The organism is Sulfurovum iocasae (genome assembly GCF_047716765.1).
Lineage (GTDB): Bacteria > Campylobacterota > Campylobacteria > Campylobacterales > Sulfurovaceae > Sulfurovum.
The window spans coordinates 74,942-90,317 of record NZ_CP180410.1; the positions used below are offsets into that span (position 1 = coordinate 74,942).

The 15,376-nt window shown below is 38.8% G+C and carries 12 protein-coding genes and 2 rRNA genes; all 14 read left to right on the forward strand.

Going from position 1 to position 15,376, the window contains the following annotated elements:
- The first annotated feature begins 58 nt into the window (after window positions 1-58).
- The 14 genes from ACLHDG_RS00395 to ACLHDG_RS00460 all read left to right on the forward strand — a co-directional run bounded on the left by ACLHDG_RS00395 (window position 59) and on the right by ACLHDG_RS00460 (window position 15,298).
- A 23S ribosomal RNA gene (locus ACLHDG_RS00395) occupies window positions 59-2,935 on the forward strand.
- A 168-nt stretch (window positions 2,936-3,103) separates the two neighbouring features.
- A 5S ribosomal RNA gene (gene rrf / locus ACLHDG_RS00400) occupies window positions 3,104-3,219 on the forward strand.
- A gap of 822 nt (window positions 3,220-4,041) precedes the next feature.
- A complete protein-coding gene (locus ACLHDG_RS00405; protein WP_415407017.1) occupies window positions 4,042-5,415 on the forward strand; it encodes a DUF3373 family protein in 1,374 nt (457 codons plus the stop codon).
- A gap of 276 nt (window positions 5,416-5,691) precedes the next feature.
- Window positions 5,692-7,272, forward strand: a complete 1,581-nt coding sequence (locus ACLHDG_RS00410) for a DUF3373 family protein (protein WP_415407018.1) — start codon at window positions 5,692-5,694, stop codon at window positions 7,270-7,272.
- A 389-nt stretch (window positions 7,273-7,661) separates the two neighbouring features.
- A complete protein-coding gene (locus ACLHDG_RS00415; protein ID WP_415407019.1) occupies window positions 7,662-8,039 on the forward strand; it encodes a c-type cytochrome in 378 nt (125 codons plus the stop codon).
- A gap of 9 nt (window positions 8,040-8,048) precedes the next feature.
- A complete protein-coding gene (locus ACLHDG_RS00420; protein WP_415407020.1) occupies window positions 8,049-9,524 on the forward strand; it encodes an NAD(P)/FAD-dependent oxidoreductase in 1,476 nt (491 codons plus the stop codon).
- 24 nt (window positions 9,525-9,548) lie between these two features.
- Window positions 9,549-9,968, forward strand: a complete 420-nt coding sequence (locus ACLHDG_RS00425; RefSeq protein ID WP_415407021.1) for a hypothetical protein — start codon at window positions 9,549-9,551, stop codon at window positions 9,966-9,968.
- 27 nt (window positions 9,969-9,995) lie between these two features.
- A complete protein-coding gene (gene soxC, locus ACLHDG_RS00430; protein WP_415407022.1) occupies window positions 9,996-11,294 on the forward strand; it encodes a sulfite dehydrogenase in 1,299 nt (432 codons plus the stop codon).
- Entirely contained in the window at window positions 11,275-12,444 is a 1,170-nt protein-coding gene (locus ACLHDG_RS00435; protein WP_415407023.1) for a c-type cytochrome, read from the forward strand. The genes soxC and ACLHDG_RS00435 overlap by 20 nt, the downstream gene beginning before the upstream one ends.
- 15 nt (window positions 12,445-12,459) lie before the next feature.
- Window positions 12,460-12,918 carry a thiosulfate oxidation carrier protein SoxY gene (soxY, locus tag ACLHDG_RS00440; protein WP_415407024.1) on the forward strand — a complete coding sequence of 153 codons (459 nt, stop codon included), beginning with the start codon at window positions 12,460-12,462 and terminating at the stop codon, window positions 12,916-12,918.
- A 58-nt stretch (window positions 12,919-12,976) separates the two neighbouring features.
- Window positions 12,977-13,279 carry a thiosulfate oxidation carrier complex protein SoxZ gene (soxZ, locus tag ACLHDG_RS00445; RefSeq protein ID WP_415407025.1) on the forward strand — a complete coding sequence of 101 codons (303 nt, stop codon included), beginning with the start codon at window positions 12,977-12,979 and terminating at the stop codon, window positions 13,277-13,279.
- Between the two features lie 9 nt (window positions 13,280-13,288).
- Entirely contained in the window at window positions 13,289-14,407 is a 1,119-nt protein-coding gene (locus ACLHDG_RS00450; RefSeq protein WP_415407026.1) for an MBL fold metallo-hydrolase, read from the forward strand.
- Window positions 14,408-14,413: 6 nt separating this feature from the next.
- Window positions 14,414-14,854 carry a thioredoxin family protein gene (locus tag ACLHDG_RS00455; protein WP_415407027.1) on the forward strand — a complete coding sequence of 147 codons (441 nt, stop codon included), beginning with the start codon at window positions 14,414-14,416 and terminating at the stop codon, window positions 14,852-14,854.
- 12 nt (window positions 14,855-14,866) lie between these two features.
- A complete protein-coding gene (locus tag ACLHDG_RS00460; RefSeq protein ID WP_415407028.1) occupies window positions 14,867-15,298 on the forward strand; it encodes an MOSC domain-containing protein in 432 nt (143 codons plus the stop codon).
- Window positions 15,299-15,376 lie beyond the last annotated feature (78 nt).

Sequence of the window (15,376 nt, forward strand, 5' to 3'; positions counted from 1 at the left end):
CAAACGAATCATATAACAATGACTCATTTGCATTTAATAAGGTAGTACCTTAGAATTAATTAAATTAATCTAAGGGCAGATGGTGGATGCCTAGACCAGAAGAGGCGATGAAGGACGTACTAGGCTGCGATAAGCCAGGGGGAGCTGCCAAGAAGCTTTGATCCCTGGATTTCCGAATGGGGCAACCCGGTGTGTAGCGATGCACATCACCTTTCGAGGAGCGAACGTGGGGAAGTGAAACATCTCAGTACCCACAGGAAAAGAAATCAACCGAGATTCCCCTAGTAGCGGCGAGCGAAACGGGAACAGCCCTAAAATCTTTGAGGTGTTAATAGAATTAGCTGGAATGCTAGACCGAAGAGGGTGAAAGTCCCGTATATGAAAACTAATCTTAGACTATTCGAGTAGGTCGGGACACGTGAAACCCTGACTGAATATGGGAGGACCACCTTCCAAGGCTAAATACTACTTCAGGATCGATAGTGAACCAGTACCGTGAGGGAAAGGTGAAAAGAACCGCGGCAAGCGGAGTGAAATAGAACCTGAAACCATCTGCCTACAATCATTCAGAGCCCCATGCTTTACGCGGGGTGATGGACTGCCTTTTGCATAATGAGCCTGCGAGTTATGGTGACTAGCAAGGTTAATCAAACGAGAAGCCGTAGCGAAAGCGAGTCTTAATAGGGCGCTAGTTAGTTGCTGTAGACCCGAAACTAAGTGATCTATCCATGGGCAGGTTGAAGCTGGTGTAAGAGCTAGTGGAGGACCGAACGGGTGAAGGTTTAAAACTTCTCCGATGACCTGTGGATAGGGGTGAAAGGCCAATCAAACTTAGTGATAGCTGGTTCTCTCCGAAATATATTTAGGTATAGCGTCATGTTCGAAGCATGAGGGGGTAGAGCACTGATTGGGCTAGGGCCTATACCAAGGTACCAAACCCAGTCAAACTCCGAATACCTCATGTGAATTCATGGCAGTCAGGCGTAGGGTGATAAAATCCTATGTCGAAAGGGAAACAGCCCAGACTACCGACTAAGGTCCCAAAGTTCTATTTAAGTGGAAAAGGATGTGGAGTTGCTTAGACAACCAGGAGGTTGGCTTAGAAGCAGCCATCCTTTAAAGAAAGCGTAACAGCTCACTGGTCTAGCGATTCTGCGCCGAAGATATAACGGGGCTAAAATAGACACCGAAGTCGTAGATTTGAACAATAGTTCAAGTGGTAGGAGAGCGTTCTAGTCAGCATTGAAGCCATACCGGTAAGGAGTGGTGGAGCGGCTAGAAGTGAGCATGCAGGCATGAGTAGCGATAAAACGGGTGAGAATCCCGTTCGCCGTAAACCCAAGGGTTCCTACACGATGCTCGTCAATGTAGGGTTAGTCGGGTCCTAAGCTGAGTCCGAAAGGGGTAAGCGATGGCAAATTGGTTAATATTCCAATACCAACTAATAGTTTAGTACGAAGGGGGGACGCATAGGGTTAAACGAGGTCACTGATGGAATAGTGGCTCGAAGGGTGTAGATAAGCTGGATAGGAAAATCCGCCGGCTGTTTTCGAGACCTGACAGGCTGATGACGCTCTTCGGAGATGATTCAGAATCGTTGATACCGTCGTGCCAAGAAAAGCCTCTAAGTGTATTATTAGTTGCCCGTACCGTAAACCGACACAGGTGGGTGAGATGAGTATTCTAAGGCGCGTGGAAGAACCCTGGTTAAGGAACTCTGCAAACTAGCACCGTAACTTCGGAATAAGGTGTGCCTCCTTCTGTATATGGATTTACTCCAGAAAGCGGAAGAGGTTGCAACAAAGAGTCCCTCCCGACTGTTTATCAAAAACACAGCACTTTGCTAACTCGTAAGAGGATGTATAAGGTGTGACGCCTGCCCGGTGCTTGAAGGTTAATTGATGGGGTTAGCGATTTATCGCGAAGCTCTTGATCGAAGCCCAAGTAAACGGCGGCCGTAACTATAACGGTCCTAAGGTAGCGAAATTCCTTGTCGGTTAAATACCGACCTGCATGAATGGCGTAACGAGATGGGAGCTGTCTCAACCAGGGATCCAGTGAAATTGTAGTGGAGGTGAAAATTCCTCCTACCCGCGGCAAGACGGAAAGACCCCGTGCACCTTTACTATAGCTTGACACTGCAATTGGGATATATTTGTGCAGGATAGGTGGGAGGCTTTGATCCATAGTCGCTAGATTATGGTGAGCTATCCTTGAGATACCACCCTTATATATTCTGATTGCTAACTTGCTTGGGTTATCCCCAAGGAGGACAATGTCTGGTGGGTAGTTTGACTGGGGCGGTCGCCTCCTAAAAAGTAACGGAGGCTTACAAAGGTTGGCTCATATCGGTTGGAAATCGATAGCAGAGTATAATGGTACAAGCCAGCTTAACTGCGAGACGTACATGTCGAGCAGAGACGAAAGTCGGTCATAGTGATCCGGTGGTTCTGTGTGGAAGGGCCATCGCTCAAAGGATAAAAGGTACGCCGGGGATAACAGGCTGATCTCCCCCAAGAGCTCACATCGACGGGGAGGTTTGGCACCTCGATGTCGGCTCATCACATCCTGGGGCTGAAGCAGGTCCCAAGGGTACGGCTGTTCGCCGTTTAAAGTGGTACGCGAGCTGGGTTCAGAACGTCGTGAGACAGTTCGGTCCCTATCTGCCGTGGGCGTTGGATGATTGAGGAGAGTTGCCCCTAGTACGAGAGGACCGGGGTGAACGAACCACTGGTGTACCAGTTGTCCTGCCAAGGGCATCGCTGGGTAGCTATGTTCGGATGAGATAACCGCTGAAGGCATCTAAGCGGGAAGCCAACTCCAAGATGAATCATCCCTGAAGATCCGCAGAAGACTACTGCGTTGATAGGCTGGGTGTGTAAGTGTTGAAAGACATTTAGCTGACCAGTACTAATAGATCGTCTGTATTTACTTTATTCTTCAATAGGTACTACCTTATTAAGTGCAAACTTAATAACATTAAGTCCTTGTAAGATTGTAATTTACCCAAAATCAACATTATGTCTAGACTCTTAACAATACTAAGTTTCTCTAAACTCAATACAGAGAAAAGAAAGCACATATCGGTGTTCTTTCTTCTCTTTGTGGTGGGGCTAGAGGGAGGGTCATACCCAGCTCCATTCCGAACCTGGAAGTCAAGCCTCCCATCGCCGATAATACTGCAGGCTACGTCTGTGGAAATGTAGGTCGCTGCCACATTGAGTTTAATTTCTAATCTTCAATCTCAAATAATAATCAACTTTTACTCTTATCAATATCTTTACTTTTTATTCTTATTGCTATTGTTCTTTACTTTTACTTTATTCTGACTTTTATCTCTTTGCTATTATTTTTATCTTTTATTTACTTTCTTCTTGTTCCTTTTTTTATTTGTTGATGCAACAAATAAAAGAACGAACCCAAAAAAACAAAATGCAAAGGACTGGCGTGTACAAATTACTTTTATGGTTTGCTGATCTTTGTTCGGACAAGGTATTGCCTTTGTATATCTTTCTTGACAAATAGCTATCATATGTCAAAGTTCTTAACTCTTAACTCTTAACTCTTAACTGATTCTGATGATAAAACTATTGATTAATCATCTATTTACTCGTCATTAACTCCTATCGTTTATAATGTTATTAGAAAAGGTAGCATCTCTGAAGAGCTTGTTTTACTCCTTGTCCAAAATTGTAAACTTCCTTGTTTGCTCTTTGGCTATCTTTTATAGAAGAGCCTTTCCTCATATCTCCCTAGATATAACCTCCTTGTTTTTTTTAGGCTCTTTGTTTCATCTTCTATCTAATTATTGTTACTCTAAATAACTATATAATATTCTTTTTTGATTGTTTCTTTATTTGTATTTACTATCTTTTTTAATTATCTATAATATATAAAATTATTGCTATTTAAAATGTAAAATAAGAAAATATTCAATATAAAATTCATAATTTGAACTTATTAAAATAATAAAATAAACTAATAATAATTTAATGATACTTTCGATAAAATTGCTACAAAATTTATAAAAGAGGTAACAATATGAGAAAGATGATAGCAATGTCATTAGTGGCAACATTTGCATTGACAAGTTTACAGGCTGCAACTAATGCTGAACTTGAGGAAAGAGTAGCGGACTTAGAGAAAAAACTCTCAAAAACTGATACAACACTTAAAGAGGTGAAAAAACATGATGCATTTGACAATATTAAATTTGGTGTTGATTTTAGAAATGCTGTTGATGTTTTAGATTATAAAGATAATGATACTGGTGAAACAGCTTCAAACAACTCGCTTTTAACAAGCAGACTTTACCTTACTATGGCGGCTGCACCTATGGAGGGTTTGATCTTTAAAGGTAAACTTGCGATCTATTCAACTTGGGGCGCACATATATATGATGAATCTATGGGACTCAAAGACTGGTCTGCATCCTCTAAGGCAACTGATACAGTTCTGCGAGTAAAAGAGGCATACTTTGTTTACTCTACTGACGTAGGAGAGCAACCAGTTAGCCTTTCTATCGGACGTCGTCCATCAACGAATGGTTTTTTAGCTAACTATAGAGAAAATGAGGATAATCCAGGATCACCACTTGCACATATTACGAATATGGAAGTCAATGCAGTAATGGTGAAATTTGGTTGGGATCGTTTTGTGTCTGGTGCTTACACCAAGTTCGTGTATGGTCGTGCACATACAGGTGATCAAGAAGGTGTATATGGTGGTGTTGCTGGTTCAAAACCATGGGATCCGCCATATGCTGAAAAAGATGGTGATGATGAAAATGTTGACTTTTTTGTTACAGTTGGTGATGCTTACAATGATGGGACATATCAGTTAATGTATCAATGGGCGCATATCTTCAATACTAAAGGACAAAAGTATAATGATCCGACCACTAAAAAAGCTGCTGCCGGTACAGCAGACTTATTCTCTGTAGGTCTTAAAATAGACGGTATTGGTGATGAGATCAGTGATTTCCTCGATAATACTACTGTATTTATATCTGGTGCTTATGCAAACTATAATGCAGATAATGGATATCAACTTCTTGGTTCTGAAAATGGTGGAAGCCAGGACGGTACTTCTATCTGGGCTGGTGTGATCATCCCGGATATGATCACTGATAACGGTAAGATCGGTTTTGAATACAACCACGGTTCAAAATACTGGACTCCTATGACATGGGCTGAAGATACTGCGATAGGATCTAAAATAGCGGTTCGTGGTGATGCTTTCGAAGCATATTGGAACTTTGATCTTTTTGGTGTAAAATATTTGCCTGCTCAGGTAAGATACACATATGCACAGCATGATTACACTCCAAATGTAAACTGTGCCGGCTGGGTTGATTCTGAGGAAGTTGATATCACAGCGCAAGACTTAAGATTTGCTATCACTTATAGATACTAAATATTACTTTACTAAGGAGCCCAACATAAAAGTCGGGCTCTTTACTTCCTCCTCTTAAATAGCTTCTCTTTTAGAGAAGTGCAATCACTTATCTTTTTTAATATTTCTCCTTATATTTGCCCTAAAATCATTCCTTCACACTTATAACTTTTATAAGTTAATATTAAATAACTTTAAAATTGGTTAATACTTTGTTAATTTAAGTCTAAACTTAGGATGTATTCCCTAGACTAGGTATACATGTTTTTGGACAAACATAAATTAAAGGAGTAAATTATGAAAAAAATCATAACGGCATCACTTGTAGCGTCACTTGCGTTAACGGGTGTAGCAGGGGCATCTAGCTTATCTGCACAACTAAATTCACTAGAGGCAGAGTTAGCTGAAGTAAAAAAGCAACTTGCAAAGCAAAACACTAAGATCAATGAGGTAAGAGCTCATGACGCGGGTGATAACATCAAATGGGGTGTTGACTTAAGAACTGGTGTTGATAACATTAACTATGATATTGCAAATGGAGCTTCAGCTGGAAATGATGCTCTTATGAGCTTGAGACTTTGGTTAAATATGGCATATGCACCGGATAGTCATAATATCTTTAAGGGTAGACTCTCTATGAACAAAGCATTCGGTGCAGATTTTGGTTATCCTGGAAGAGCACATGGATTGGGTCAGATGTTTGACTGGACAGGAAATGCAGCACTCGCTGATAATAACCTTAAAGTAAGTGAAGCATATTGGCTCTATCTTGGTGATACTGCATTTGGTCTTGATATGCCTTGGACATTCTCTATAGGTAGAAGACCATCTACGTCTGGTTTCATAGGAAATCTTAGAGAAGATGATCCTGCATCATCACCACTTGCTCACGTGATCAATGTTGAATTTGATGGTTTAAGTACTAAGCTTGATTTTTCAAATATTACCGGTGTACCTGGTTTGAGTTTCAAATTGTGTATGGGGCGTGGTTCTTCAAGTGCAACACCATTGTTTGAAACTGCAACACCATATGCGGATGATGCTCTTGAAAATATCGATATGGCTGGATTTATCTTTGAACCATATAATGATGGTCAATACATTGTGAAAACTACTTGGTTTAAAGCATGGGATCTTCCAGGAATGGATCCAATTCCAGAGATAAGTGGTAATCCAATGAACCCAAGTCTAGCTATGACTCCATCAGCATTTAATCAGTATGGTGATATGCAGGGTGCAGCAATTTCTGTATTGGTTGATGGTATAACGGAAGATGGTTATTTTGCAGATGCAAAAATATTTGGTTCGTTTGCCTGGAGTAAATCAGAACCAGATGTTGGTAGTGCAATGCTTGGTTCTACGGACAGTGAAACAGGTACTTCTTACTGGTTTGGTGCACAATTGCCAGTCACAGAAAAAGGTATGGTTGGTCTTGAATTTAACCATGGTAGTCAATACTGGAGACCATTTACGTATGCTGAAGATACTATGATCGGTTCTAAGATAGCTGCTCGTGGTGATGCATGGGAAGCATATTTTACATATCAACTCACAGATGCATTAAGTGCACAAGTTAGATATACTGATATTACATATGACTATGCAGGAAGTCAAGGATTCTTTGGAAACTTCTCCGGTAATGCTATGAAAATTGATGATATGAAAGCTGGTGCATCAGCATTTACGGCGATGGGTGGTACTATTGATCAAGATGGTGCACATAATCTTGGTGTTGTCACTGGTGCCCTTATGGGTCAAGGTATGGATATGCAAACTGCTCAGCAAACTGCTGGTGAAATGGCAGGAGCTGCAATCTTCGCTGCAAATACTGTTGAAGCAGCGCAAGACTTTAGATTCTACCTTAGATATAGATTTTAATCTTAATCTTTCTTAACAAAGGGGGCTTCCCCTTTGTTAATTTCCTCTTCTAACTTCTCTTCACTTTTTATACACTTTTCTTTTTTATATTGCATAAATACAAGTTATAAATTTGAAATGATGAAGAAGGCAGAACACGTAAGAGATACTATGTATAAGATGATGGATCTCGGGGCAAAAGGTGACTTTTAGAATCCATATAAGTATAAAATACTTTAGAATATAATAGTTTATTATGTAAAATATTAAAGTTACTAAATGATTATTTTTTTGAACTAAATTAAGAGTTTTGATAAATTTTCTTTACAATTAACAAAAAAATATTATAATAGGCGACTTTATTTATTTTCAGGTAATGGAAATAAAAAAATTTAAAAATAAGGTTTAAAATGAAAAAAATAGTTCTTTCTATGCTATTGGCTAGTATTGGTCTTGTTGCTTCTGAAGGCACAGTACCTTACAAGTCTGGTTTACTATTGCCGCCACAGGCTGATAAAATCTATGAAAAAGAGTGTACTCACTGTCATGGTAAAGACGGTAAGCAGACTGGTTTTGAAGGCTCATCAAGAGTGACCTACTCTGAAATCGCTGGTATGGATACAGCTGAAGTAGCCAAGACACTAAAAGAGTACAGAGGCGGAGTAAAAAGTAAAGACTACCAACAACTTAACAAATACGGCTACGGTGCATTAATGAGAAGTGTAACAGCAGATCTCTCCTGGGATGAAATCGATGCTGTTGCTAAATATGTTAATGGTTTAAAATAAAGGGTAAATATGGACAAGAAATATATTGAAAAAATGTTATCGAAGATGGATGAAGATCTATCGAAGCAAGGCATGAGCAGAAGAGATGCTATGAAACTAGCAGGTCTCTCTGGTGCCGGTATCTTTATGGGTACTGCTACGAGTGCCAGTGCTGCTGAAGAAGAGAAAGTAGCAAAGAGTGATGCAAAAGGTAAAATAGTGATCGTAGGTGGTGGTCTTGCAGGTATGAGTACTGCAGCAAGATTAACACTTAATTTGGACAATCCGGATATTACAGTGATCGAGCCTCAAAAATTATCTACATCATACCAACCTGGTCAAACTTTAGTTGGTGCAGGTATTTGGGATGAAGATGACATCGCTTACGAAAGAGATGACTTTGTGCCAGATGGTGTAAAAGTGATCGAAGAAAAAGCGATACTCTTTAATCCTCAGGAGAATAAACTGACTACAGATAAAGGTCAGGTTGTCTCTTATGATTACCTTATTATTGCAGCTGGTCTGCAGCTTGATTTTGAGAGAATTAAAGGTTTAGAGGAAGCTGGTCGTGCTTATTCAGCTGGTGACAATACAAAACTTCTTAAGGCTCTGGGTGATGATGGTATATGTTCGATCTATACAGCAGAGGGAGCTACTAAGACTTGGGAGCAGATGCAAAAGTATATAGCACAAGCTAAATCCGGTAAAAAAACAAATTTTGTTTTTACGCATCCTAGTACACCAATTAAATGTGGTGGTGCCCCTAAAAAGATCATGTATTTGGCAAACGCAAGACTTAAAGAAGAGGGTGCAAGAGAGAATGCTGAACTTACTTTCTATCCAAATGGTGGAGCAATGTTCGGTGTACCTGAATACCATGATGCTATTCTTGGACAGTTTAAAAGAGAAAACTTTAAGTGGCACTACAGACACAACCTTATAGAAGTAGATAAAGAAAATAAGATCGCTGTTTTTGATTCCAAGTGGCAAGAGAAAGGTCCATGGGATCCTGTTATGAAAGATTATGAGGTTATTCCTAAACATGAAAAGATAAGAGTTCCTTACGATTTCTTGCATATTACACCTGCTCAACTTGCTCCAAGAGAGATCGGAGAGTCAGATCTAGGTTCAGCTAAAGGTTGGGTGCCTGTAAACAAAGAGACACTTCAACATATTAGATACGAGAATGTATTTGCTATAGGAGATATTGCGCAGGTACCAATGGGTAAAACAGGTGGATCTATAAGAAAACAGTATAAAGTGCTTGTAGACAATCTTATTGCTTTAATGAACGGTAAAACGCTTGAGGCTAAATATGCAGGGTATACTGTTTGTCCATTGATTACAGATATTGGTACAGTGATGCTTGCGGAATTTGACTGGACTGTTGCGCCAACACCTTCATTCCCGCTTGACCCAACAGTTGAGAGATGGGTCCACTGGTTAATGAAAGTGTATGCATTGAAACCTATGACTATGTATGGAATGCTTTCTGGTAAAGCATAACATTCAAGAACCTAGGATTTTTATATGCAAATAAAATTTGAACTTGTCACTTATGATGAGGAGCTAGATAGATTTGAGTTGGATGAAAACAGTTATCAGATAGAATTAGATGATGAAGAGGCTAAGACGTATGATCTTTTAAAATCTTCAGATCTACAACTGTACAACTGGTTAAAAGAGTCTGACTTTTTTTTAAAGTACATTAAAGAGGAGGTGTATCAAGATAGTGAGAATAAAAAATTTGCCATTAGTGATATCAATGGTATCAGCTTCATAAGATTTTATTTTTTTAAAGTCACAAGTGGCGATAGTCATTATGAATATTTTAAAAAGCTTTTTAATATTCACGAAGAGTCAGATTGGCAAGATAGAGAAGATATTGGAGAAGAGATTCTGCAGTGTTTATCAACAAAAAGAAAAGAGCTTATTCTTGAGCTGTGTTGATACAATTAAAAATATAAAGGAGAAAAATTGAATAGAGAAACAGAAGAAAAATTAACATCTGTCAGCAGAAGAGAATTTTTTAAGAAAACTGCATCTGTCAGTGCTGTTGCTGCTACCAGTGTTCTGGTACCAAGCACAATACTTGCTGATGATGAAAATATCATGCATCATGTGAAGTGGGGAACTACTTTAGGTGATGAGTGTAACAAGAACCCTTATGGTGTACCATCACTATATGAGCATAATGTTGTCAGAAGAACATCAGCGCTAATGTCTTCAGCTGGAGATATGCATGCTGCTATATCTATGACGCCGCTACATGAGCAAAAAGGTATTATCACGCCAAACGGATTGCACTTTACACGTACACACAATGGTGTGGCACATGTTGATCCAAATAAGTTTAGACTGATGATCCACGGACTTGTAGAGAAGCCGATCGTACTTACACTGGAGCAACTCAAGAGATATCCAAGTGAAAGTAGAATTCTAGTTCTAGAATGTCCGTCAAACTCTGCAGCAGAATGGAAAGGTCCACAGTTTGGTACTTTACAGTTTGTAAAAGGTATGATGTCTTGTGCAGAGTGGACAGGTGTTCGTCTTAAAACGATACTTGATGAACTTGGACTTAAACCAGAAGCAAAGTGGATGTTAGCAGAGGGATCTGATGGTTCAGAGATGAGCAGAACGGTTCCTATTGAAAAAGTATTGGATGATGCTATGATCGTTTGGGGACAAAATGGTGAAGCATTACGTCCTGAGCAGGGTTATCCGGTTCGTTTAATGTTGCCGGGTTGGGAAGCCAACCTTTGTGTTAAATGGCTAAAAAGACTAGAGTTTGGTGATAAGCCATGGTATGCAAAAGAGGAAACTTCTAAATATACAGCATTAACTGCTAGCGGAAAAGCGATACAGCATTTCTATGCAAATGAAGTAAACTCTATCATTACATCTCCATGTCCTGAAGTTCCATGGACTGACCTTGAGAAAGGCGATTTAGTTGAAATAGAAGGTTTGGCATGGAGTGGTCATGGTACTATTGAAGGTGTAGACATTAGTTTTGATGGTGGAAAGAATTGGGTTGAAGCGAATCTTAAAGGTTTAGTTCTTCCAAAAGCCTGGACAAGATTCTCATACATGTACAAATATGAAGGTAAGCCATTATTATTGCAAAGTCGTTCTTATGATGACTCTAACAATGTTCAGCCAACAGTCAATCAAGAAAAAGCTGTAGTTGGTGTTGAGGGTGTATATCATAGAAATGCAATCATTACATGGAAAGTAACTGACATGGGGGAGGTAAGTAATGTTCAAATTAGATCGTAAATTAGTAACTATTGGTATGACATTGGCATTGAGTTCAACTCTTGCTATGGCTGCTGCAAGTGCTGTAGCACCTGGTGTCTATAAATCTAAACCGGGAGCTATTGACGGTGGTGTAACTTACCCAAGAGAAAATGGTAACTACACTGCGTATAAATACAATGAGCAGAGTACTAAAGGTGTAAGCTTTGGTAGACCAGCTACTGCAAATGAGATTAAAGCATGGGATATAGATGCACTACCAGATGGTACAGGTTTACCAGAAGGTGAGGGTTCAGTAGAGCTTGGTGATGAACTTTATGAAGCACAGTGTGCAGTTTGTCACGGTGAGTTTGGTGGTGGTGGAAAAGGCTACCCGCAACTAGCTGGCGGTAATCAAGATAAAGATGAAAATGGCATTGTAAAAACGCTTAAAAATCAAAGATTAGAACCAGGTATGGATGCACCCAAAAGAACTGTTGGTACATACTGGCCGGTAGCCACTACACTCTTTACATATATAAGAGATTCTATGCCGTATGCACATCCAAAATCTTTGAGCAATGATGAAGTTTATGCTATTACTGCCTATATACTAGCTCAAAATGATATAGAAATCGATGGCGAAGAGATGGATGATGAGTATGTTTTAAATAAAGAGAAACTTGTAAAAGTTGTTCTTCCAAATAGGAATGGTTTTTATCCAAATATCGATGGACCTAATGCCCAGGAAGATATAAGAGCATTCTTTGCTGATCGTGCTAAAAATATTGGTGCGGGTATAAGATGTATGAAAGATTGTAAAGACCCTGGTATGGATGGTAAAACTGAAGCCAAGGTAATGAAAATAGGTTACGAGATGAAAGATGTCGTACCTCCATACGCATATGCAAAAGACCTGCCACCTGAAACAGAAGACGGAAGCGTGTCTAAAGCTGAGAAGATGTATGATGCTTCTTGTAAGCTTTGTCATGCAACTGACACTATGGGTGCCCCTGCTGTTGGCGATGCCAATACTTGGGAATCTGTAATGAAAAAAGGTATGGACACAGTGCTTGTGAATGCTATCAAAGGTACAGGTGGTATGCCTCCAAAAGGTGGTAACATGGATCTGAGTGATGCAGACATCAAAGAGATTGTTGAATTTATGATAAATTCAAACGAAAAACATTAATATAAAGGAAACATAATGGAAAGAAGAAAATTTTTAAATTTGGGACTTGTAGCAGCAGCTGTAGTCCTTGCACCAATGACAAATCTAAATGCGGTAAACTTTAGAGAGACAAAACCAAAAGCATGGGAGATTGAAAAATCTGCGGATGCTATTAAAGAGATGTTTGGAGCGGGTGAATTAAAGACTACAGACAAGATCAAATTTACAGCGCCTAAACTTGCAGAAAACGGTGGATCAATTCCAATTTCACTTTCTACTGATCTAGATATTGAAACAATTGCACTTTTCCAAGATGCAAACCCAAGATCTGCTACTGTAGTATTTTCAGTGCCAGAAGGTCAAAAAGTAGATTATTCATTTAGAATTAAAATGAGACAAACAGCTGTGGTTACGATCGTAGCTAAAGCTAAAGACGGAACACTATATACTCTTGCAAAAGAGATAGATGTATCTATTGGTGGTTGTGGAGGTTGATTTACTCCCACCCCACGTCTCGAGAAAAAATAAATAAAAAATAAAAAAAGGATACAAAATGGCAAAAATGAAAATTAAAGCAAAAGAAAAAAATGGTGTTGTTAAAGTAAAAGCAATGTTTAGAAGTCTCATGGCTGATACAGAAGAAGCAGAGAAAAAGAAAATTAAACCTGAATACATCACACATATACTTGGAAAAGCAAATGGAAAAGTTGTATTTGAAGCAACTACAAGTGGATTCATGGCAGAAAACCCACTGGTAAAATTCTCATTCACTGGTGCTAAAAAAGGTGATGAGTTAGAGTTTGTACTTACTGATAATCATGGTAAACAAAAACATGGAAAGAAAAAAATTAAATAAGGATACTTTATGAAAAGTATATTGAGTATTTTGTTGGTAGGGGCATTTGTTGTATCAATGCCTTTTATCTTCAATAAATCGGTTACAGTTACAGAACCTCATAAGCTTGATGTTGATGGTAACTTCATCCTTAATGAGTGGGTACCGTCTCGTGACGGTGCAGGTCCTGACTGGGATTATAACTTAAAGCCAGTACAGGTTAGCGAAAGAGTATGGTGTTACTTTGGTGCTATGGAAATGCCAACAAAAGAGAATGCCGGAGATATGTCAAACAGTTGTTATATCAAAGGTGATACTGAGTGGATAACATGGGATACAGGACCTTCATACAAGTTTGCAGAACAAGCCTATGCAGAAATGAAAAAAATTGCAGACATGCCAGTGAATCATGTTATCGTAAGTCATGAACATGATGACCACTGGTTGGGGAACAACTATTACAAAGAAGTACATGGTGCTAAAATCATTGGTCCAGAATCTATTAATGAAAACTATTATGGTCCAAGACATATAGATGGAAAAGACTATCCGGGTATGCAAACAAGAATGATCAAAGCACTCTATCAGAATGCTATTAGAAACACAGTACTTGTACGTGTGGATGAGTCATTTGAAGAGACAACTGAATTTGAGATCTCTGGTGTAAAGATGGAGTATGTCAAAGTTGGATATGCACACTCTGAAGAAGACTGGTTCCTCTACTTGCCGGATGATAAAGTTGTCTTAGTTGCTGATGTCGTTATGAACGGTAGGGTAACTTCAAACAGGGACGGTATTGTTATTGGTCAGATCAATGCACTAAATGCAATCAAATCTAGAGATTGGAATCAACTGGTTCCAGGACATGGATTCATCACAGATAAGACAGCTGCAGATGAGGCCATACAATACTTTGCATTGCTTAAAGACAGAGTTCTTGAAAAAATGGAAGATGGTGTTATCGCAGATTATATTACAAAAGAAGTTACTCTAGATGAGTTTAGAGATAAAGATCTGTACTATGTTCTTAGTCCAGGAAATGTCTTTAGATCTTATGAAGAGCTAGAGATGTATGATGAAGATGACTTGATCGATTACAGTGCTGAAAAAAGTGATGACGACGAAGAAGATAAAGAAGAGGAAGCATAAAAATAAGTGTATATTAAAAGACTTATACTCATGCTTTTGACTGTTGTTAGCATGACTTTTGCTAATGACGTCGATCTTGATCAACTCGTAGTTGAAGCAAAAAAAACCAATAAACATATTTTGGTTTTTTTGCACATTACAGGATGCAATTATTGTCTTAACATGGAAGAGTTTACTTTTGATGATGAGATGGTAATAGCAGCCATAAAAAAAGATTTCATTTTTGTAGATATTAATGTTAGAGATGAAGGACTTGTCTCTTTTGATGGCTTTAAAGTCAGCAAGCTTAAGTTTGCAAAAGAAATTGGCTACCCCATGTATCCAAGTTGTCTGTTTTTTGATCAAAATGGAGAACTTGTATATGATGAAGTAGGCTACAGGGATGAAAACGAATTCCTTGAAACACTGAAGATGGTTAGCAGTAAAGCCTACAATGATATAGAGTAGAAGTAGATAAAAATGACTAAAGTCGGTAACGTTTCCTCACTATTTTATTCTACTGCCAATGGACGTACCTCTACGGCAGAGTTACTACTGGATACAAAAGGTATCGTAAAAGACAAACATTATAACAAAAATATAGAGAGATCGGTTCTTATCGCTTCTTTAGACAGCTATGCGCTTGCAAAAAACCATGGTATTGATGTACCCTATGGTGCCTTGGGCGAAAATCTACTTATAGACTACAATCCATACCATTTACAAGCAGGAGCTAGACTTAAAATAGCTAATGTTACTTTAGAGATAAGTCAACACTGCACACTCTGTAAAAGTTTTACAAAGATAGATGCCAAACTGCCAAAACTACTTAAAGATGACAGAGGTATCTTTGCAAAGGTTATAAAGTCTGGAAATATTAAAGAAGGTGATGATATTTATCTTTTAGATTAATGGCTATCCCAAATAACTACATATGCAACTATCTACTAACCAAATATCAAAGATATTAATACTAAAATACTGAAATTA